The sequence below is a fragment of the Aeromonas sp. s8 genome, assembly GCF_040907785.1.
GTDB classification, from domain to species: Bacteria; Pseudomonadota; Gammaproteobacteria; order Enterobacterales; family Aeromonadaceae; genus Aeromonas; species Aeromonas veronii.
Genome location: NZ_JBFOCL010000021.1, coordinates 14,051 through 36,195, shown reverse-complemented (window position 1 = coordinate 36,195; position 22,145 = coordinate 14,051). Strand labels below are relative to the sequence as shown.

The following is a 22,145-nucleotide window of genomic DNA, read 5'->3' as shown; positions in this document are numbered from 1 at the left end:
TGAATGCGTAGCATGGTTTCCAGCGGATAAGGTCGCCGGCCATTACCAGCCTTGGGGTAAAACGGCTCGATGACTTCCACCATGTTTTGCCATGGTAGAATCTGCTCCATGCGGGACAAGAAAATCTCTTTTCTGGTCTGACGGCGCTTACTGCTGAATTCACTGTCGGCGAAGGTGAGCTGATGACTCATGATGAACCCTGTTCCATGGCTCCAGATGACAAACATGATCTCATATCAGGGACTTGTTCGCACCTTCCCATGATTGACAGCAAGTGACGCCGCTTTGGCCCTTTCCTCACGGCTTAGGTAGATATAGCTTCCTGTAGAACCCAGTGCGCCAATCGAGTCAACATTGGCTAGAGCTAATCGCTCTATCAGGTGGATATAGGCCCTTTCATCGATGCCGTGATGGTTGACGGGCGTCAGGGGAAAAGCACTTAGTCCTGAAAACATCTCTTGTGTTCCCTAGCCATGAAATTAATCAAAATTCAACCTTCTCTTTGGCAGAAGAAGGTTGAGATATAGAGAAACGCGATAAATAAACTTATTTATTCTTTATCTTCAACGTATGTAAATACAATTTGCGCTTCTGGCATCATTTTCTTGAGACCAGAAATAAGGTCATCACTAGCAGCCTGTAGGGCCTCACGCGGCATTTCTGGCAGACTTTCTAAAATGAACCACATCTTTTTTGCATGCTCATCCAGTCGAGTTCTTACACCTTGACGCCAATTCCATCTACGGCAGGTTACTCCTGCTTCATCTCTCCAAATGACTTCCCCTTTCTCTGGTGGTTCATTTGCTGGCTGGCCTGATTTGACTGTATCAAATGCTTCTGTACCTTCAGCAATTGTTAGGTGTGGTATCCCAACATATGCTTCGTAGTTTTCACCACCGACAGGAATTGCATATTTAATGCTGATGGCATTATAGAGATCAACGATAGGATCTGCACTTGTGATCCCACCATCCTTTAGGACTCTATTACGTAAAGCCTCGGCAGAGCATGGCGTTCTCTTCGGTTTTGCACCAAACGTCTTAAATACCTCTCCCCATGCAGCAAGGTGTGCTTCGGCCCAAGTAGGATTATCCTCATGCACACACTTATATGAGTCTAAAAGTGCCTGAGTCGCTACATCAGAATCAATTATTTCTGACGCCAAGACCGTAATACTTATAGCGCGAAATCCAGGGGCAATCTCAAATATCTTTGGACTAATCAAAGGTGCAACTGGCATGCAATGCCTCCATCTATCATATCTTCATCAATCCTCTCATATTATTCTCATCCTAGCATTACTAAAATCAATAAGATTTGAGTAAATCACTTCCAATTCATTGATTTTTTCTGTAATGAAATTTTGAATGCTCAATCTATTATCTACAGGATTGCAGAGAGGTTTACGTTTTTGAATAGTCAGTATATTGCATAAACTTATCCATAAGCTCAAATTATTAAAACTAAGCCATCATTAGCTAAACTGATTGCGCTTGGTGGTCAATTGGATAGCATGGACTGAAACGTGTATGGATACGGTATTCACCTGACAGTTGCCCACCAAAGGGAGTCGTCATACGACTTCACACCGGATAATAAAACCATACCCTTACCGTGTTATCTGGAATCAGCGCATGACCACCAATAAGAAAGTTGTGCGTCAGCTACAGCTCGCTGAGCACCAACGTCGATTGCTCTCCTTGGCGGCAACACGTCCCTTATGTGCCCGCAGGGTCAATGGTGCAGCCGGTATTCTTTCCAGCAGCAGTCCATGATCGCGTATGACGCGATATACCCGTTTGGCGTTTACCAGAGGCTGTCGTGTTGCCTCTGACTGACGCCGTAACAGCGCCCAGACTCGACGATAGCCATAGGAGTGAAGCTCAGCCATCGCCTCCATGATCCGGCCAAGTAAGGCAGCATCATCATGCAGGCGATGATGACGACCATCTTGCCAACCTGGTTTTCGATGAACACGAACGGATAGCTGAGCACGCGATACATTAAGGGCTTGGCTCACACCACTTAATCGTCGTCCCCCGGCAACAAGGGCGCATGCGCAATCCATTTTTTGCTCGGCCATACTCCACGGCTTCTTTGAGGATCTCGTTCTCCATGGTCTTCTTCCCGAGCAGACGCTGGAGCACTCGGACCTGCTTGATGGCAGCAGCCAACTCGGAGGCAGGAACAACATCCTCACCGGCGGTGATCGCCGTGAGCGACCATTCTTGGAATTGTTTGCGCCATTTGAAAAGCTGGTTGGCGTTGACGTCGTGCAAGCGAGCGACATGAGAGACGGTCATCCCAGGCTCAAAGGTCTGCTGCACGATAGCGATTTTCTCTTGCGGAGTCCGGCGTCGACGGCGCTCTGCCCCTGTTAATACTTCGACCATCTTCTCGTTGTGACTAGTACTGCACATAGTTTCAAGACTACCTCTTAAGTTAAGAGGGGCGAAGTGTCTGGATCTTTAAGGGGCCAATCTAGTAACCAAGACCTCAGTTTGAGGCTGGTCTCAGGTGATAAGTAGATCTGTACAGTCTGTAAACCCCCATTCATACAGTCGGTGTTCAGCATTTCCTATGTATACTTTCCGACCACTCATACTCAATTAAACACAAAAAACAAGAGAGATGTACAGAATTGAACAATAAAATGCATACAACTAATAACTCATCTTATATTAAGACAGTACTTCATACAGTCCTATTTATTATTATAATGTCCATGATTGGCATGACTTCAGGTTGAACTTATTATTATATTTCAACCAGACACAACAATGAATCAATAGTAGTTACCGTAAATATAGCCATGTCTATTAATGTCAGGGGTAAATGACTTATACACTGCATAATGGAAAGTCAAAAGTTATAACAACCCAATCTTGTTAAAAAGCCACATCGACTCTCACCTGATTAAATACATTATAAAACAATTCAATGCAGAGGTTAAATTGTTTATTAAGAACAGTTTAAAAGAAAATAGAGATAAGCTTCAGCATGCTTTTAGCTCATATATATATGACATTTCAGCAATTGCACTACTTCTATTACCATTAACACTTACAAACTCATTGTGTGTTTTGCTTGGGCAGGGCTTTGCTCACGCAAATTATGCTACTATATCAGATCTACTAATTCAACTTTCACACACTTTAATTAATTTTTATCCTCTTGCACTGTGTGTGTTAACTAGTTACTATTTATCTCACAAAACATCTATAAATAGTGGTACTTTTATTGTATACGCAATAATACTATTCTATAGTTTATCTCATGCAAACAACTTATACTCCCCTGTTTTTCACCTCCCAAATAACACTATATTGGCTTTAGTAAGCCCGATTTTAACCTTAATCTACTGCAAGAAGGTTACATTACGAGATCTTGTTCCACATTCACTCGATTTCCCCTTAGCCATCTCTTTGCATGTTGCTCGGTTTTCTTGTTTTGCAATTCTAGTACTTGGTCTATCTACACTTAGTAAGTATATATTTAATTTATCTGTTGAGAACTTCGGCGAATATAGACTTAATCCATTAACTTGGTCAGGCGGACTTCTATATCAGACCATATTAGGCTTGTTAGGTTCAATTGGTATTAATGGGCATAACTTCCTACTTCCAATAAAACAAATGCTTTATCAAGCTACAGAACATAACCTTGCTGATGCACATGCTGGAATAGTGCCTGTAAATATTGTTAGCCAAGGGTTCTACGATGCATTCCTCTCCATGGGGGGGTCTGGCAACAGCATTTGTTTACTATTCTGCATTCTATTATTTTCACAGAACCGTAATCATACAATGCTAGCTCTGGCAGCTTTGCCAATGGTTGTATTTAATATAAATGAAGTCTTATTGTTTGGGCTACCTATAATTTTCAACCCACTACTCATAATACCATTTATTTTTGTACCATTAATTAGTTTTGGCATTGCTTATTTTGCTATATCTATTGGCCTTGTAAACCCAATAATTACAACTATAGATTGGATGACACCACCATTGTTGAGTGGGTATATAGCGATGGGTAATAGTATCGATGGTTCGCTATTGCAATTATTTATAATAACAATTGGCATATATATATATAAACCATTTTATATTTCGTTTGCAGGCACGGGTATAAATGAACGGAATGATGGCTGTGATATCAAACGGATCACTCTTGGTCATCTGCTAGCAGAGATTAGGTCCTCCGCACGTAACAATCAAGAGCGAGCAAAAGCACAAATACGAGTTGAAGGTATGGTAAAAAAAGGAAAATTCTTAATGTACTACCAATGCCAAGAGTCCAGCTCAAACTCACCGTTAAGTGTAGAGGCTCTCATTCGTTATCTTGATGAGTCAGGAGAACTCTGTGGTCCGAGTTTTATATCTGATTTTCAACAATTAGATGCTATGCCAATGCTCGATTATATTGTTATTGACCTAGTATTAGCTGACATGCAGAAAATGCCATTAAATAGATTAGAACGTGTCGCGCTTAACATTTCCGCTTCCACATTTAGCCAACGTAATTTTGTTTGCTACTTAACATCTCGTATAGAATTTTTTGAGGTTGACCCGAATAAAATTGAGATTGAGATTACTGAAGAAACTTTACTTGATAACACGGTAGAATTATCTAATACCATTAAGAAGTTACAGTCGCTTGGGATTAATGTTGCCATGGATGATTTTGGGGCTGGATTCGCGTCTTTCCCACACTTAATGAAATACCCATTTGATAAAGTAAAGCTTGACCGTTCATTATTGAAAGATTGCTCTACATATAAAGGTCAGCAGTTATATAAACTACTAGTTCAGATAGGGAATCTGGCCAAATGCCAAGTGCTCGCAGAAGGAGTAGAAACCGAATGGGAGAAAGACTTTGTTATTTCTTGCGGAGTTAAAAGAATTCAGGGATATCAAATTTCCCGCCCAGAACCACTAGCAAAATTTTTGGATAGAATATAATGCCGCTATTTTTTTAAAAAATAACTTTTGTCTTTTTAAGATAAAAACATATCAAACACGTAGAAATAGTGGCGCACCTTATTCCAAGAATAATGGTATACAAAGCGCAGGAAATTTTATCGCTATCGTTAGCGGAATATCATTTATCTTTGTTCATCTAATTGAACGTAGGAGGGGTAAACAAAGTGAGAGCATCTCAATCTAGATTAAATTATTTATTCTTCAAAGCGTTGTCACTTATAATACTGCTAACTTTAATGCTGACTACTTACATGGCTATAGTTAATTACAAGCATGTTGTTAGATTGCACTTGGTTAATTACAATCACCTGTTAACCGTTCTTGAAAAATCGTATTTAAAAAAGATTTTCAATACCAACAAGATTCAACTGGAAGTTCTGTCTGCACATTTAGATCTAGATGCTTTAAGAAGTGGAGAATCTGCTATTAATCAATACTGGCCAATTGTACATCGTATTAAAATGCCAAATCAGCACGCTATCCATTATTACGATCTAAATTCAAATACAATTGAAAGTTATCCACTACAAACAACTATAGGTTACTTTAAGCCTCAGCATCGACCATGGGCTGACCTCCTTAATAAGAGTACTGATGAACCATCTTGGGTTGGTATATATGAAAAAGTAGATAACAGCTCAGTATTGATTTTTGGAAAGAAAGTTATTGATTCCACTGGTACAACAGTTGGTTTATTATTAGTTGATGCCCCTTTAGAATCACTACATCAAACTCTTAGTTATTCCCTCGGAGAGCTTAATGCATCTTTATATTTAGAACATAAACCATCACAAAACTTAATTTCAATTGTAAACCCTAACTTGCTAGATGCAAATACAAATTTATCACCAAAAAATTATTTTTCTTTGGCAAAGACTTGGAATGGCTATTTAATTTTACATGAATTACCCGGGTCAGAATGGCAATTGGGGCTATATTTACCACCTAGTCATTTTACAGACATACTAAAATCAGAAATGAGTAAAGTACTTTTCCCAACAACTGCTATTGCGCTGTTGGCTGGGTTTGGAATCATGCTATTAATTCGTATATTCAAACATGAACAAACATTGATATCAGATAGAATTCAGCAGATTGACAACAATGAAATTGAAAGAGTATCGAATGATAAAAAACTTTACTCTTGGTTTGTTGGAAAAAATCTAGATGAGATAGAGGCTCTTGAGAAAAAGTATCATATTCATCAAAAAGAACTTCGATTAGATCCTCTTACAGGTGTGTTCAATCGTAGAGCATTCAACCAAGACCTAGAAGCGATTGATATGTCTTCATCAGATTATACACTCATACTTATAGATCTTGATGACTTTAAAAAAATAAACGACAACTATGGCCATCAACTTGGTGATCTAGTTTTATGCAGAGTAGTTGATACTTTAGTATCAGTTCTTGGTCTAGAAAATGTGTACAGAATTGGAGGTGATGAGTTTGCAGCAATCCTAATGGTTGATTCAGAGATAGTTCCTAAACTTTTAGATCGGCTTCAGAAGCAGGTATGTAAACTAAAATGGCGAGAAAAAAACTGTACCGTTACGCTTAGTATTGGTGTAACGAAAGGCCAACGTAATTACATAGAGGCAATATCACTTGCTGATGCAGCCCTATATCGTAGCAAGGAAAAAGGCCGTAATTGTTGGAGTTACTAATATAATCCCCCGGAAAACTGGGGGACATATAATAAAATATATCTCGTATCTTGAGATGCTGGAGGTTGTACACTAGAAAATCACGCTTTAGCGATTCTCGAGCCATAACCATCGTCAAAGGTGAGTCAGCTCACCAACCTAGGCTAGGGAGGGTGAGAACAAGTACCCTCCACAACAAAACTGAAAATTTTAGTCGATTTAATTCAAATGCTTACAAAGGCGTATTTTTGTACTTGGTGACTTATTCGCACCTTCCCTAATAAAAAATGCTTGATAGATAAATGGAAAACATGCACCACAGTCAGTGGTGCAACCTATAAGACATAGTTGACCTGTACAGAACTATCATTCTGTCCTTGCTCCACGAGAATGAGATGATGGGCCATTGTTTACATTTTAGGTTTAAGGAATGAGCCATATCTATATGTTTAAAAACAGTCACTCTCTACGGCACAAATCAGTAACCCACTGCTGCACCTGAATATTTCTCTCGATTTTGATATAAATCTGCTCACGACATTTATATTTGGCTCATCAAACTAACTATTTCAGCATTATTGAACCAAATATACTGCCGCTTTTAGCAGCAGTACCATTTTTCAAGCCAACGTCCACAGAGAGCCGCCCATCAATACAGTTTCTCCATGCGCTGAATACAGCGACAACTGGCGCTTTCCTGGCTGCGGGTAAATACGACTGGACAAGGTCGCATCCCCATCGTTAACAAATACCTCCACAGACGAGAGATCCAGGAAAACACGAAGTGTCAGATGAACCCCATCAGGCAGAGCAATGCTGCGATAACCATCCAGTCCCTCATCCGGGTAATAACGCCAGAGTACCAACCGTCCAGCTTGGTTATCTACATAGAGCCGGAGCCCTTCCCCCAAACGGATTCCATAGTGTTCTGCTTGACTGTCGCCGGTATGCCAAGTCAGTTCAAGCTCTACAGCATTCGCATCTTCAGTGAGCAAATGTGTACCGCTAAGCTTCTCAAATAGTAGCGGCTGGCGGGCTTTACGAAGAGACTGAACTTCTTTGACAGGACGCTGGCACAAACGCCCATTGCGTTCATAAAGCTCTCTCGGTAGTGTCAAACAGCCCGCCCACGCTTCGCGCTTGGTAGGCATTGGGGACTCCCACATGTTCATCCAAGCCATTATGATTCGTCTGCCGTCATCAGCGACAAAAGATTGCGGAGCATAAAAATCATGCCCGTGGTCAAGTTCTTCGAATTCACCGGTTACGGCAAATGCAGTTCCAGGTTGCCAGTGACCAGGCAACACACCACTCTGAAAACGGTTGCGAAATCGGAATTTTTCCTCTTTCATCCCCTGTGGAGAGAACATTAGCCAGTGGTGGTCGCCACAGTGGAAGAAGTCCGGGCATTCCCACATATAGCTTGACCCAGAGGCCGAGTGCGCTAGTACCCGTTCCAGATGCCAGTCCCGCAGTGACGTACCGCGATATAGAAGTACCTGACCGGTATCAGAAGCATCTCGTGCGCCAATAACCATCCACCAAAATCCATTCTCCCGCCAGACCTTCGGATCACGAAAATGCATGATTCCTTCCGGTGGGGTCAGCACACATCCCTGTTTTTCAAAATTAATTCCGTCACGACTAGTAGCTAAACACTGCACCTCACGGATAAGACTGTCATCCCCTCGCTCTTCCAGACAGACATGGCCAGTGTAGACCAGCGACAACTCTCCATTATCGTCCACAGCACAACCAGAGAAACACCCATCTCTGTCATATTCTTCACTTGGAGCCAGTGCAATCTGTTCGTGTTGCCAGTGCAGCATATCTTTACTGGTGGCATGTCCCCAGTGCATAGATCCTTGATGCTCGCTTGCAGGGTGGTGCTGATAAAACGCATGATAGCGTCCACCAAAATATATAAGCCCGTTCGGGTCATTCATCCACCCGGCTGGAGGAGCCAAATGAAATGATGGATACCAAGTAACACCGCGATGACTAAGGAGTGAATCAAGTGCAGAGTGTGCAGTCGCAATACGTTGTTTCATACGCGGACCTCCTTAAGTTCTATTGTAGGTTCTGTTGAAGAAGTTACCGATTTGCGGGAATTACTCAGGGTGAATATAGATATGACGGTAACAGCCAAGACGATTCCACCCAGTACCAGATAGGTGCTCTGGAATCCAATACTGTCATACAGGTGACCTGCAAAGATTGAGAGGAATATCGCTGCCAATTGTTTTGAGAATTGAAAGCCGATCAGATAAATAGATGCTGATAGCCGGATATCAAAAACACCTGAGATATACTTGAACGCGCCGACCAATAGGAATGGCACTTCTAGAGCATGTAGCATTTTCAGGATAACTACTTCAGTTGCTGTAGTAGCAAAGGCCGACCCAGTGATGCGGATAGCCATAATCAGTCCAGCAACAATCAACGTGTTTTTAGCACCGATGCGGTTAATCACCCAAGGAGAACAGAACATAATGATGGCATTGCAAATCTCGCCAGCCGTAGTGGCAAAACCAAATGCTCTAATCCCCTCCTCTGGTGTATCAAAAAAGGATCGGAAGAATGTAGCAAACTGCTGGTCAAAAACGTCATAAACGCAGGCAACTCCAATCATGTAGAGCATAAACATCCACATCTGACGCATACGAAATAAACTAAATACCATTTTTCCGGAAATCACGGGGGAGTTCGCGCCCAACGCATTCATGACCATCGCCGTCTGACTGGTTCCTGGACGCGCCAACGCCAATAAAAGAACCAGCAATAACGCGCAGCCTGAACCCATCCAGAACACCAGGGATGGATCAATGTTGAAGAGTAGTCCTGCCGTGGTGGCACAGAGAGCCCATCCTAGACAACCGAACATCCTAGCCTTACCGTATTCAAACCCGCTGCTGCGGCTGACACGTTCAATATACGCCTCAATGGCACCGGCCCCAGCTGAAAAAACAAAGCCGATATATAATCCACCACTCAGAGCTCCAGCCCAGATGCTAAACCGCAAGAGCGGAGCAAACACGTACAGAAAGAAAGGGGCGAACAGTACCAGAAGCAGGCTAATGAGCCACATCAGATGTTTTTTTAGGCCAAGACGATCTGAGATAATCCCCAGCAGAGGCTGGAAACTAATTGCAAACAATGACAAGCATGAAAAAACAATTCCGGTATCTGTTTTACTTAATCCAACAACGTCAGACAACCAAACAGGTAGAAATGGAAAACAGGTTGCCATAATGAAAAAGTAGAGAAAAAAGAACAGGCCGAAAATCCAGAAATCCTTTTTCTTATGAGTACTAGGCGCATTCATTATTTTTATCCTCTCGGGATAGAATAGAAAGGGCCGAGACCGGCCCAGGTCTTATTATGCCAAACGCTCAAGAGCTATTAGCATGGCGCTTTCCGGATCCAGTATGGGAAGCTGAATACCAGCCAGTGCTAGCCATTCTCCGCAGACCTCGGTGTTCTGGCACATCCATTCTGGCAACCTACGCATGGTATGCCCCCCCTCACCAACCAGTTGAAGATCGGGATGATCAACAACGTGGAGGCGATAACGGGCCTGCGCTTCCAACCCCGGGATACGCAGGGTTCCCGGTAAGGTGTTATCAGGCATCGCGAGCTGACTCACGAGAAAAAGCGCCTGCGTTTGATCTGAGCTCACGACGCCTTGAACCTGAGTTGCAACGTCTGGCATATCAACCCGCCACAACGTGCCGGTGTGAATAAGCTGACGCCATTTTTTGTAGAGCGCAGCATATCGACAGTAACCAGCAGATTCGTCTTCACTTGCTGTCACCGGGTCCAGCTCTAGGCCCATATGCCCAAAAAGAGCCGTCAAGCCGCGAAAAGCAATGCTGTGTTGCCGGAAGGTGGCATGGCAACGATGGCTACCAATGTGTGCTCCCATAACCTCCGGAGGGAAGAAGTAACTCATCCCACGCTGTATGGTGCATCTCTCTAAGGCATCATTGTTATCAGAAGCCCAAAAACGATGTGTGCGAGCAAGCACCTCAAAGTCGATACGCCCGCCACCAGAAGCACAGGATTCAAACTCAACTCGAGGGAAACGTTTTCTCAAAAGCTCCAATAGCCGGTAAAACTGTCTGGTCTGTGAGTCCACCGCTGCACGACCTTCATGCCCCGCTTGGACAAGTTCACGGTTCATGTCCCACTTCACATAGTCAACAGGGTGTTCGCCCAGTAGCCATAAAAAACGTTCATAAATGTATGTAAAAGCTTCGGGAATATTCAGGTTGAGAACGTACTGGTGTCTTCCGGTTGGTTGTGTATAGCCCGGCATTGATAGCACCCAATCGGGATGCAGGCGAAAGAGGTCAGAGTCTGGATTGATCATTTCGGGTTCTAGCCAAATTCCAAACTCCATGCCAAGAGATTTCACATGATTAATCACTGGCATTAGCCCATCTGGATATTTCTGTTCATCTAGATACCAGTCACCTAGGGCTGCATGATCATCATTGCGCCCTTTGAACCAGCCATCGTCGATAATGAATCGCTCGACACCAAGTGCTGCTGCGCGCTCAGCCATCTGCGCGATGTAGTCAGGGTTGTGGTCAAAATAAATACCTTCCCAAGTGTTGAGGTGCACCAGACGAGGTTTCTGATCAGGGAAGTGAATGATTTCATCACGCAAAAAACGGTGATATTGCTGGCTCATGCCGTTGAGACCATCAGGGGAATGGCAGGCGTACAACCAAGGGGTATACAGGGTTTCATCCTGCTTAAGTGCTTTCTCTCCAGGCATCCATAAGGCTTCCGCCTGAAGGTAACGTCGCCCGTCAGTTTTGACCTCACATTTCATGCGATGGTTTCCGCTCCAGCCCAGATGTGCAGCCCACACCTCACCTTGCTGTTCAGAAAAGCCAGGAGTACCTGCAATCAGCGCTGGAAAATGCTCATGGGACGTTCTGCCCCGGCGGTTTTCTAAGACAAAACCATCATGTGTTAGTCGGACCCGGTGCGGTTGAAACTCGCGTGTCCAGCGTCCATGAAAGGCCATCACTTCTCCCGCTCGCTCAGCCACAGGTAAAGTGATCGCGAAACGATTAACCTGCCAATCCCCTTCACGGAGGTTCGTTAGGGCATGCCGCATTTTCAGTACGCCTGAAGATGTCAGTATCAACTCACTCACCATCCGTAGGCCCGCCACCGAATCCTCACTCGTCAGAGTGAGTACTTCTCCGATCTGCTCGACTCTGACGGTTCTGAACACTGGCGATGCATCGAGACCATTTCGGTGTCCCTCCAGCCCTGGAGAGCCAAAAAGTCCTAGTCCGTTCTCAGCCATTAAGGTCAACGGCGTGTCTATATCTAGACGACCATTCGCAACCGGTCTTTCGAGGCTAATACAGTCATCTGGATTAAAGTGTTGCAGAGCGGATCCCCACCAAACTATCTCGGCATAAGGGTGAGTTTTAATAATCAGGTTTGAGTGGGGGCTGCTCAGCCTGCGGTACGTCGGTTCCATAAGACATCTCCGTTTTCGAGTATGTCCTACTGTTGATCCGAAACGTTTCGGCCATCAACCAAAACGTTTCGGATGTGTGATCTGGTTAAAACTAAGACGAAGGGGGAAGGGCTGTTTTACCCGGATTAAAATCCGGCTGCCAGAGCACTTGCAGCGTTTCCGGAGAAACATCTGTGATGAGTTTACGTATCATGTCAGCAACCTGACGGCCGACACGCTCTCTTGTTGACTGAAGAACGGCTGCCACATCCAATTCTATGATACTGTCCTGTGGCAAACCGTCGTAGACAACTAGAGAGACTGCATGCTCTCCATATAGATGGTCAGAAAGCAACAGCGATATGGCTGCACCGTCACCACTCAAGTCGCTATCGGTAATAATGGCGGTAGGGGGAAGTGGAAGTGACATTAGCTCGTTCACAGCTTGGTAACCAGCGCGTCGTGTAGGGGTAATTAAACGTAGCCAAGTCTCAGGCAAGCTATGTAGACTTAGGGCATCTCGCCAACCTTGGCGTCGAGCCATGACATAGGCCCGGGAACTATCCTCACTAAGTAATGCAATTCGCTGATGCCCAAGTGCAATGAGATGCTGCGTGGCATGCCACGTGCCCGCATGGTTATCAAAGTCAAACCAAGCACAGGGAAGACCGGACAACACTTTTCCGAGAGCCAGAAACGGTATGCCAGCCTCAAGAAGGTGTATCAGGCGCGGATCGTTGTCCAACGTGTGAGCCACAATCAGAGCATCAACCCGGCGGCTTTTGACCAAACGCATATAGCTGTGACTGTCAGCCCCCTCATCATCAGCTATCAGCAGTAAGTCGATATCATGCTTGGCCAGTTCACGGCTTATACAACTGACCATATCCATGAACACACTGCTGTTAAATGGTACGGCATGTTCAGGAAACACAAAGCCAACCGCATCAATTTTCCCAGTTTTAAGTCGTCTTGCTTGGGTGTTTGGACGGTAACCCCGACGTTGTGCCTCCATCTCCACACGCATACGGGTCTCTGCCGAGACATCAGAAAACCCACCAAGCGCTCGGCTGACAGTGGTGACAGAAATTCCGAGTTCGGCAGCAATAGCCTTAAGTGACATATCTTCTCCTGCTGTTAACTAATCGCTCTTGGCTGTGTTCTCAGATGTTCGTTCTTGTCACGCCATAGTTTCCGTGGGTAGTGAAGACAGAAAGCTAGCTTGGTAAAGGCTGGAAAAACTCTCACCTATAATTCATATCTAATTGAAAATCCGAGAAACTTCATTAGCAATTCGAGATACCACTCTACCATATTGCACCGATGTTAGCGGAGTTTACCGGTATCAGTGGAGGTATCCCTGAATCGCCCCCAGTACTTTAAAAACCTCACAGCCTTGAATGAGGCAACTATTGGTGATGTATGATCTGCCAGCCTTATCCGGAAACAATCAGAATCGAAGCGATTAAACAAGTCATAGAGTACGTGTGGTCGGTGACTACCGTTGCACGATAAACCGGGGTATCCAACCACAGCCTGCATGCATGCATGGATCAAGCAGTAGGCTGTCCCTGCTGAATAACTGCACGAAGAGTAAGTCTTTACAAGCCGAGATCCGATGCCATAAACCAGTCACCGCAGAGGTAACTGTTTTACGGAATTGGTCAAGCAATCCTGGCCTATCAATAGTGTTCCCAGCCAGTTGTCAATCAGCGCTGTGAGTTGTGGAATGAGCCGAATGAGGGCTATTATCGGTTCATACCGTGAGCCGAATAAGGTGTCAATTCGGCTCATTTGTGGCATTGCACTGCTTGCCCGCGACGCAGAATTAACGAGATTATCGATGACAGTAGACTGGATCTGGCAACATGAGGACTGGCCACATTTTTGCTGGCAAGAGAGGCTATTACTTCCACGACTACGTCTGGCACACCGCAATCTGGGACTACTCCAGGGCCTTCATTTGTCAGCTCACAGCACAACACTGGCGCATCAGACACATGCCCTAGATACGCTGCTGGCCAATATCGTCGCGTCCTCGGCCATCGAGAATCAGCAACTGAACGCGCAGTCGTTACGTGCATCTCTGGCATGTCGCCTCGGGATAGTGGAGCAGTCACCCTACCCTACCTCAGTTAGATCCGAGGGGCTGGCCGCCATGATTGTGGATGCAATTAGCAGCGATGAGCAGTTGACGCTTGAACGCCTGCTGCAATGGCATCGCTGGCTTTTTCCCGCAGATGACCGGAGATCGCATCAGATACGCGTTGGCCAGCTGCGTGGTGATGAGCCGATGCAGGTGATATCCGGAGCACGTGATCGACTCATCGTGCATTTCGAAGCCCCACCACGTGAGGGACTAGGGCAGGCATTGGCCACTTTCATCGACTGGTTCAATACCAGTTTCGATGATCCCTGCCTAGATCCATTACTGCGAGCCGCCATCTGTCAGCTCTGGTTTGTCACGTTACATCCGTTTGATGACGGTAACGGACGGATTAGCCGAGCCCTCACCGATCTTGCACTCTCTCAGGCCGACAACCAGAGCATCAGTCTGTATGCAATTTCGACAGTGATTTTTGAGCGTCGAGCTGATTACTATCGCGCTCTGGAGCAGACCCAGAGAGGTGGTCTGGATATCACCCCTTGGCTGGTTTGGTTTTTGGACACACTCAACGTCACGCTGGAACAGGCACAACAATCATGCACCCAAACTCTGGCCCGGCAACGTTTCTGGCAGCAACACGCTAATGACCAATTGTGCCCTGAACAGGTAATGATCCTGAACTATTTGATAGGCAGTGATGATGATCGCTGTTTGCAGAGCATTAGTGCCAGTCAGTATCAAATTATTGCTCAGGTGAGCAAATCTACAGCCACGCGCCATCTTACTGATCTACTGGAAAAAAACTGCCTAGAAAAAGAGCCTGGTGGAGGCAGAAACACACGATATCGGCTCAAATTGACACCTGAAAAGTAAGCCAATTTATAATATGAGGTGGGTGATTACTGGATTTGCCCCATAGAGCCAGACACTTGCACCTTGTCCATGAATGCTAACTTGTAGGGGGGGAGTGCCGATCGGATTCTCGCCTTCTCAGTTAGTTCCATCCCGAAGCATCGATTTGGGCAAGAACGCCCCGCATCTTTATTCATCACACCGAAAGAGCAAGCAGAGTTCGCTCTATTTTGCAAGATCACTCGAGCACATGATGAAAATACTTCTCATTTTGCTGTTCAAGCTATCCTAAGGGTCCCGTAAGAAATCACTAATCTATCCTCACAGAGTGAACATCTTCAGGTGATAGAACCTTTACTCGTGTATACGTGAACTTTATCATTAGGCACATCACACTTTAAGGTAGCTATTTAATTTAGTGATTTTACTTAGCTGAAGCATTACTGTTTGGAGAGAATAAATGGCAAGGAAAAGGCGGACATCAAAGAAACTTGGAGATTTTTATCTAATTATACTTGCCATCGTCATCTTTATTACTATCAAGATAATTGAAGCTATTAAAGCGGTTCCTTGGCAATTTTGGGTGGGTGCATTCTGCGTTTTATTTCTTTTTTTCACATACCGTTACAAAAAAACCACCGACAAACCAGAAAAACCAACAGTTACAGCCACACCTCATCCAACTAAGCACACTTCACCAGTGCATCGAGAGCCGCCGAGGGCAGCTTTCACGCCATCACATGCCCCCAGTCATTCGAAAGCTATAGCCAACGCGGATACAAAGATGCAACCAGAGGCGTTACCACACCAACAACCGAATCCAAACACTGAAGATCTGATCAAGGTATCGGCCTCTGACCTCATGATTTCTGGAGTATCAACCCCTTTTGAGCCCACGACCTTGGATGCAAACTCTTTTGCCAAGACAAAGCCAGATCCAGCTATTGATGCGCCACCAGCCTCCCTTGATTTTGATGACGATGTTTTTACTGTTTTGTCCCTGACAGATAACGATACGGAACTACCCGCGCCCGAGTTCAGCATATCTTTTTCATTCAGAGAACGCAGCCCATCCGTTGTGCCTTCTGAGCAAAACGTACTCTTCACCTCTTCTGAGCTAATGCCTGCGGGGCCCTGCATGGTTGGCCGCTGGATGTCCCCAGGTGAAGAGATCACTCTTGCTGGTCTCAAAATTAGCGGCGGTATGTTTTATGTCGGCAACACCAGGCTGGATGGAGGCCTCTTTGAAGAGCCATCACTTATCGATCCACAAGCCCTTGTTACCATCAAAGATGCGCCCTCAGATCTTCCTCTGCATGGATATTATCCGAGCTATAAAAATCTCACTGCCGACGCCAAGAAAAGATATTTGCAATGGATTGCGAATGGGCGCAAAGACCCCGACGTCGCAATTGGGTTTGTTTTCATCTTTTTCTATGGCCTTGAGCGCCGGTATTTTATTGATGCCAAAAGAGACGAGCTAGCCAAAAGAGAGATGCCATTTATTCTTGCCGAAATAGCCAGATTGGTGACCATCTATTCGGCGCACCCCTCTTTCACAAGATATGCCACCAATTTTCTCGAATATGGGATGGCGAAGAACATCAGCAAGGAATATTACCTTTTCCCCGCACAAGAGGCCGATCCGCTCAGCTACCACGTCCCTATTTCGCTGAAAATCTGCCTCGGGCAACTGGTTAGAGACGGCAAGCCGGTTCCTGCCGATTGGGCTTTGCTCTGGGCGACCTGTACCCCGACAATTTCCTTACGGACCCCCGCGCAGCGCTGCTTTGATATCTTCAAGGCTATGTTCATCGACACCTATAAACGGGAGTATGGCGATGGCATCAAACTGAAAGAGCTCAAATCCCGTGTCGAGGTTTCCTATGCGCCGTCTTCTTATGCCGTCAGCCAATTCATTGAGCGCTGCGTCACCAATCTATCTGATGTCTCCTTCTCGCAGCCATACATCAAAAAGCTGAGTAAGGTTGTTGACCTTTGCACCTCCTTGCTTGAGCCATATAGCCGGTATCTAGGGAGAAATGTTGGGGCAGAAAACACCTTGGAAGCTTTGCTTCATCTGCCATATCAGTATTGGCCAACAGCCATGAAACAAACGTTCGTGACGCTGGCAGAGGTTGTTGGTGTTGATGCCATGCTCCTGCCTTGGTCTGACCTTGCAGCGCGTATCAACATCAACAGCACGGGAGGCCTCAATAAAGCGCAGTATGAAGGTTTGGCTAACATCTTGGCTCACCACCATATGAGCATCGAGCCTCACCCAGAGGGAAGCAATAAGCGCCCGAAGGGAGACGAGCCTGTTGTCATCTATCCGATAAATCCGCAAGAGACGCTGAACAAAAATCAGAGCAGTGTGGATACTGTGTCCGCATTTGTAGATCTGGCCTGTGTTGTCCTGAATACCGACGAAGATAAATCGGAAGTCACGATCGCTTTCCTCAAGGAGCAGATCGGTTCAATGAACTTCCTGACCCACTCTCAATCAGTTCGACTGATCGCAAAAGCGCTACTGGGCACTCAGGCACCTCCTACCCTGTCGATCGTAAAGAAAGCCATCGATGCCTTGGATGGTGAACAAAAGGCATTAGTCGGCAAGCTGCTCGTCGCCTTTGTGAAAGCTGACAACTCGATCACCCCAGCCAAAGTGAAGGTACTGGAGCAGCTGTATAAGCTGATCTCTTTGGATGTGAAACAGGTCTACTCAGACCTCCATTCAAATGAGGCCAGGATCGTATCAACGAGCAAATCTGGCAGCGTGACCAAGGCTACTGGCAGTGCCTCCAGTTTGGATATGGCTCGGGTGGCACAGCTCAAACAGGAGACCTCTCAAGTCACTGCAATGCTTGCATCCGTGTTTACAGAGAATGATGGTGAACATGATGATATCTACCAGCCACAACAGGCCAAGACAGAAGCGTCATCAGATCAAGCGGACGAGCCGACAACCCTTGGGGACACTCGTTCTCTATTTGGCCTTGATGATGACCTAAGCCAATTCCTCAGGGCTCTGCTTGCCCGTCCGGAATGGGCTCGTGATGATTTGTCTGCACTTGCCAACACCATGGGCCTGATGCTCGATGGTGCACTTGAACAAATTAATGAAGCCATGCTCGATCACTTTGATGAAATGCTGATCGAGGGTGATGACACCATTGAATTGAACACTGACCTTCTGGAGCAAATTCCTCATGAGTAAAATCAGGCCAAAAGAGCGTGACGCCGTCATCCAATCCTTAAGAGCGGGTGTCGTGCCCAAGGTGGGTCAGCATCTCATCCAAGTTGGCCGCAAAAACGAAATTGACGCCTTCATGACAGACATCAATCGCGTTGCCGATACAGGTTCATCATTCAGGATCGTTGTCGGGGAGTATGGTGCCGGTAAAACCTTCCTTCTCAACCTTGTGCGAGCAATCGCGCTTGAGAAGCAGCTTGTTACCGTTCACGCCGATCTCAATCCCGATCGCCGACTGCATGCCAGCGGCGGCCAAGCGCGTTCCCTCTATTCTGAGCTCGCCAAGAATATGTCCACCCGCACGAAACCTGATGGCGGTGCACTTGCGGGTGTAGTGGAGAAGTTCATCGCTCAGGCGAAAAATGAAGCCAAGGCGAATGGCTCACAACCTGAAGCGGTCATCCGGAAGAAGCTGGAAGATCTAGCCGAGATGGTCAATGGCTATGACTTTGCCGAGGTGATTGCCGCCTACTGCAAAGGGTTCCAAGATGGAAATGACCAGCTGAAGCATGACGCCATCAGATGGCTTCGGGGCGAATTCTCAACCAAGACCGATGCCCGCATAGCGCTGGGTGTCCGGACCATCGTTGATGATGCCACCATGTATGATCAGCTCAAGCTGATGGCCCGTTTCGTTCAGCTGGCAGGCTATTCAGGCTTGCTGGTATGCCTTGATGAGATGGTGAACCTCTATAAGCTTGCCAACACCCAGGCTCGCAACTCCAACTACGAACAAATCCTGCGGATCCTCAATGACTCCTTGCAAGGGACGTCGGTCGGGCTCGGGTTCATCCTTGGCGGCACTCCCGAGTTTTTGATGGACACCCGACGCGGCCTCTTCAGCTATTCAGCCCTGCAATCCCGTTTGGCCGAGAACAGCTTTGCTCAGGATGGGCTGGTGGATTACTCAGGGCCAGTACTGCGCCTCTCAAGCCTGACCCCTGAGGATTTCTACGTTCTCCTTGAGAAGTTGCGGCATGTCTATGCCTGTGGTGATGAAACCCGTTACACATTGCCAGACGAAGCGTTACCGGCATTTATGGCCCATTGTGAGAGCCGGTTGGGGGAAAGCTATTTCAGAACCCCCAGAACGACGATCACCGCCTTTGTGAACCTGCTGGCCGTCCTAGAGCAGAACCCTGATGCAAACTGGAAAGAGCTCATTGGCTTTACTGACATCAAATCTGATCAGGGAGCGGAGTTAGAATTGGCAGTGGAGCCCGATGATGAATTCACCTCGTTCCAGCTCTGACTCCCGACATTTTGAACGGCTGGATGAGCGGATCCGGCGCTGGGTGTGGCAAAAGGGGTGGACCTCTCTTCGTGATGCGCAAGAGCGGGCGATACCGGCATTATTGGGGGCAGATACAGACGTGATCATCGCTGCTGCCACTGCTGCGGGTAAAACTGAAGCTGCCTTCTTGCCGATATTCACGGTGCTACTGAACAGCCCCGAGCCCGCTACGGTTCTATACATCAGTCCTCTCAAAGCGCTGATCAATGATCAATGGGGACGGCTCAACGAGCTCTGTGACTCGTTGGAGATCCCTGTTACTGGCTGGCATGGTGATATCGCCTACAGCAAGAAGCAGAAGTTCTTGAAGAGTCCCAATGGGGTGTTGTTGATCACCCCTGAATCCCTGGAGGCCCTCTTTGTGAATCGGGGGTCATCCATCCCTGGGATGATGGCCAACATCAAGTACATCGTGATTGATGAGCTGCATGCCTTCATCGGCTTTGAGCGAGGAAAACAGATCCAATCCCTGATGCATCGTGTTGAGCTGGCCATCGGTCGTCAGGTCCCCCGCGTTGGGCTCTCTGCTACTCTCGGGGATATGTCGCTCGCGGCAAAATTCTTGCGCCCTTCCCTACCTGATAGCGTCCAGCTCATCGAGTCAAAGGATGGTGGCCAGGAGCTAAAGGTCCTCATCAAAGGCTATCTCGAAGGTAAAACGGAACCAGACGAAGAACGAGATGAAGACGACCCAACATCTCCCTATGTAGCCATCAGTAACGACTTGTATCGTGTACTCCGCGGGTCAAACAACCTGGTATTTCCCAACTCCAGATCGAACGTTGAAAAGTACACAGACCGTTTACGTCGCCTTTGCGAACAAGATAAGGTCCCAAACCAGTTCTGGGCACACCACGGCAGTTTGTCGAAAACATATCGTGAAGAAACGGAACAGGCTTTGAAGTCGGGTGATGTGCCAGCGACAGCGATTTGCACCAGTACGTTGGAGCTCGGGATCGACATTGGCTCCGTTAAAAGTATTTGCCAAATCGGTCGACCACCTGCGGTGTCTTCATTGCGGCAACGTCTTGGTAGGTCCGGACGCCGTAAGGGAGAGTCCGCAATCCTTCGCGGCTACATCATCGAGCGCGAACTCTCCCCCAATACAAGTATCTCAGATTCACTACGTGAGGACCTGATCCAAACTATCGCCATGGTCAGGCTACTGATCGGTGGTTGGTTTGAGCCTCCCCTTGCTGGTGGCTTGCACGCCTCAACTCTAGTTCAACAGATCCTTTCTGTTATCAGTGAGCGCGGCGGCATCATGGCCAGAGACCTTTGGCATAGTCTGCTCTCCCCTGGTGCGCCTTTTGAAGGATTCACACCTGATGACTTTATTGGGCTTCTCAAGCAGATGGGCCGCTTGAAATTGATACAACAGGACTCATCAGGTTTGCTGCTGCACGGTGAAGTAGGCGAAAAACTCGTTAACAATCACGAATTCTACGCATCATTTGTCAGTGATGAGGAATACCGGCTGATCTGCGCCTCTACTCAGGTTGGGTTGATCCCGATAAGCAGGCCTCTGATTACAGGCCAGAAGATCATTTTTGCCGGTCGCCGCTGGCAAGTTCTCGAAGTGAATGAAGAAAAGAAATTTATACTTGTGGCCCCCTCAAAAGGAGGGACTCCTCCTGTCTTCGATAACTGCTTGGCCACTGTTCACGAAATAGTCAGGGTTGAAATGCGCAATGTGCTTGCTGGTGGCTTTGATGTTCCATTTCTTGATACCAGAGCAAAAGAGCTACTGTCCGAAGCAAGAGAAAACTTTAAACGCTTTGACCTTGACTCGACTACATTGATTGAATTGGGCGATAATTCCGTACAGCTGTTCCCGTGGTCCAGTGATATTGCACATGATGCGTTTGTTCTGTTGATGCAAAAAAATGATATTGATGCTGTTAATGAAGGCATTTATATCTTAATTAATTGCAGCAAAGAAAAAATGCTGAATGTTATCGTCAGCATTAAAGACTCACATGTACTATCGACAGACCTACTGGACGGAGTCCGAAACTTAAATCGAGAAAAGTGGGATTGGGCACTTCCTGATAGAATTTTGCGTAAGTCATTCTCCTCACTTAGGTTGGATCTGGAAGGTGCATTAGGAATATGTAAGAAGGTCATACTCATGCATGGAAAATAATTTTTCTACTAAACTGGCTAAATAGCTATTCCGAATAGTAGATCACTGTACTCGTACCGCTTCTACAGGTGACATGGAGCACACATCGTCGATGAGCCTTGTCACTTCAGGTGTTGCATGTTAACCAGAATATGCCAGCGGTGTGACTGTGGATCGTTTGCCGTTGAATAACGGCAATTAAAAATAATTGGTTAATCATTGTTTAAGCCACCTAATCAACCTAAACCCCACATTCGTAGGTTTATTTTCGCTAATGGTTAGATGGTTAATTAGGTTCGCTATAAAGCGATAAGTATATTGACAGCGTTGAATTATACTCATCCATACCTCACAATATTATTTTCATTGAAATTACTTAACCACCTAACCATAACTATCAC

General features: G+C 46.2%; 12 protein-coding genes and 2 pseudogenes. 6 read left to right on the top strand and 8 right to left on the bottom strand.

The window, feature by feature from the left end:
* The 4 genes and pseudogenes from AB5Y86_RS07665 to AB5Y86_RS07650 all read right to left on the bottom strand — a co-directional run.
* A pseudogene (locus tag AB5Y86_RS07665) lies at positions 1-191 on the bottom strand (IS5/IS1182 family transposase); the annotation flags it as partial.
* Positions 192-236: 45 nt separating this feature from the next.
* Positions 237-455: a dihydrodipicolinate synthase family protein gene (locus tag AB5Y86_RS07660; protein ID WP_235634715.1), complete on the bottom strand. Its 219-nt coding sequence runs from the start codon at positions 453-455 to the stop codon at positions 237-239.
* Between the two features lie 95 nt (positions 456-550).
* The gene (locus tag AB5Y86_RS07655; RefSeq protein WP_100652441.1) at positions 551-1,240 is read right to left on the bottom strand and encodes a B3/4 domain-containing protein; all 690 of its coding nucleotides are present in this window, start codon (positions 1,238-1,240) and stop codon (positions 551-553) included.
* A 435-nt stretch (positions 1,241-1,675) separates the two neighbouring features.
* Positions 1,676-2,393, bottom strand: a pseudogene (locus AB5Y86_RS07650) (transposase); the annotation flags it as partial.
* 561 nt (positions 2,394-2,954) lie between these two features.
* On the opposite strand from AB5Y86_RS07650, the gene AB5Y86_RS07645 reads away from it, so the two are divergent.
* Both AB5Y86_RS07645 and AB5Y86_RS07640 read left to right on the top strand, forming a co-directional pair.
* On the top strand, positions 2,955-4,961 hold the full coding sequence (locus AB5Y86_RS07645) for an EAL domain-containing protein (RefSeq protein WP_247824045.1): 2,007 nt from the start codon (positions 2,955-2,957) through the stop codon (positions 4,959-4,961).
* A gap of 272 nt (positions 4,962-5,233) precedes the next feature.
* Positions 5,234-6,649, top strand: coding sequence for a GGDEF domain-containing protein (locus AB5Y86_RS07640; RefSeq protein WP_186301952.1), 1,416 nt, complete (start codon positions 5,234-5,236; stop codon positions 6,647-6,649).
* A gap of 599 nt (positions 6,650-7,248) precedes the next feature.
* Here AB5Y86_RS07640 and AB5Y86_RS07635 read toward each other — a convergent pair.
* The 4 genes from AB5Y86_RS07635 to AB5Y86_RS07620 form a co-directional block, all read right to left on the bottom strand.
* Positions 7,249-8,679 (bottom strand): glycoside hydrolase family 32 protein, encoded by a 1,431-nt coding sequence (locus AB5Y86_RS07635; protein ID WP_201952314.1) that lies wholly within the window; start codon positions 8,677-8,679, stop codon positions 7,249-7,251.
* A complete protein-coding gene (locus tag AB5Y86_RS07630) occupies positions 8,676-9,953 on the bottom strand; it encodes an MFS transporter (RefSeq protein ID WP_201952317.1) in 1,278 nt (425 codons plus the stop codon). Before AB5Y86_RS07630 ends, AB5Y86_RS07635 begins: the two co-directional genes overlap by 4 nt.
* A 54-nt stretch (positions 9,954-10,007) precedes the next feature.
* Positions 10,008-12,134 (bottom strand): alpha-galactosidase, encoded by a 2,127-nt coding sequence (locus AB5Y86_RS07625; RefSeq protein WP_201952320.1) that lies wholly within the window; start codon positions 12,132-12,134, stop codon positions 10,008-10,010.
* A gap of 91 nt (positions 12,135-12,225) precedes the next feature.
* Positions 12,226-13,236 (bottom strand): substrate-binding domain-containing protein, encoded by a 1,011-nt coding sequence (locus tag AB5Y86_RS07620; protein ID WP_201952323.1) that lies wholly within the window; start codon positions 13,234-13,236, stop codon positions 12,226-12,228.
* 720 nt (positions 13,237-13,956) lie between these two features.
* Here AB5Y86_RS07620 and AB5Y86_RS07615 point away from each other — a divergent pair.
* The 4 genes from AB5Y86_RS07615 (at position 13,957) to AB5Y86_RS07600 (ending at position 21,765) form a co-directional block, all read left to right on the top strand.
* On the top strand, positions 13,957-15,093 hold the full coding sequence (locus AB5Y86_RS07615) for a Fic family protein (protein ID WP_201952326.1): 1,137 nt from the start codon (positions 13,957-13,959) through the stop codon (positions 15,091-15,093).
* 439 nt (positions 15,094-15,532) lie between these two features.
* Positions 15,533-18,289, top strand: a complete 2,757-nt coding sequence (locus AB5Y86_RS07610; RefSeq protein ID WP_247824044.1) for a TerB N-terminal domain-containing protein — start codon at positions 15,533-15,535, stop codon at positions 18,287-18,289.
* A complete protein-coding gene (locus tag AB5Y86_RS07605; protein ID WP_075114266.1) occupies positions 18,282-19,577 on the top strand; it encodes an ATP-binding protein in 1,296 nt (431 codons plus the stop codon). The genes AB5Y86_RS07610 and AB5Y86_RS07605 overlap by 8 nt, the downstream gene beginning before the upstream one ends.
* Complete coding sequence (locus AB5Y86_RS07600; RefSeq protein ID WP_247824043.1) at positions 19,549-21,765, top strand: DEAD/DEAH box helicase; 2,217 nt, start codon at positions 19,549-19,551, stop codon at positions 21,763-21,765. The genes AB5Y86_RS07605 and AB5Y86_RS07600 overlap by 29 nt, the downstream gene beginning before the upstream one ends.
* The last annotated feature ends 380 nt before the right edge of the window (positions 21,766-22,145 follow it).

What these genes read in the sequence shown, in the direction of transcription:
- AB5Y86_RS07660 (WP_235634715.1), bottom strand. Translation starts at nt 455, where the DNA reads ATGTTTTCAGGACTAAGTGCTTTTCCCCTGACGCCCGTCAACCATCAC.
- AB5Y86_RS07655 (WP_100652441.1), bottom strand. Translation starts at nt 1,240, where the DNA reads ATGCCAGTTGCACCTTTGATTAGTCCAAAGATATTTGAGATTGCCCCT.
- AB5Y86_RS07640 (WP_186301952.1), top strand. Translation starts at nt 5,234, where the DNA reads ATGGCTATAGTTAATTACAAGCATGTTGTTAGATTGCACTTGGTTAAT.
- AB5Y86_RS07635 (WP_201952314.1), bottom strand. Translation starts at nt 8,679, where the DNA reads ATGAAACAACGTATTGCGACTGCACACTCTGCACTTGATTCACTCCTT.
- AB5Y86_RS07630 (WP_201952317.1), bottom strand. Translation starts at nt 9,953, where the DNA reads ATGAATGCGCCTAGTACTCATAAGAAAAAGGATTTCTGGATTTTCGGC.
- AB5Y86_RS07625 (WP_201952320.1), bottom strand. Translation starts at nt 12,134, where the DNA reads ATGGAACCGACGTACCGCAGGCTGAGCAGCCCCCACTCAAACCTGATT.
- AB5Y86_RS07620 (WP_201952323.1), bottom strand. Translation starts at nt 13,236, where the DNA reads ATGTCACTTAAGGCTATTGCTGCCGAACTCGGAATTTCTGTCACCACT.
- AB5Y86_RS07615 (WP_201952326.1), top strand. Translation starts at nt 13,957, where the DNA reads ATGACAGTAGACTGGATCTGGCAACATGAGGACTGGCCACATTTTTGC.
- AB5Y86_RS07610 (WP_247824044.1), top strand. Translation starts at nt 15,533, where the DNA reads ATGGCAAGGAAAAGGCGGACATCAAAGAAACTTGGAGATTTTTATCTA.
- AB5Y86_RS07605 (WP_075114266.1), top strand. Translation starts at nt 18,282, where the DNA reads ATGAGTAAAATCAGGCCAAAAGAGCGTGACGCCGTCATCCAATCCTTA.
- AB5Y86_RS07600 (WP_247824043.1), top strand. Translation starts at nt 19,549, where the DNA reads ATGATGAATTCACCTCGTTCCAGCTCTGACTCCCGACATTTTGAACGG.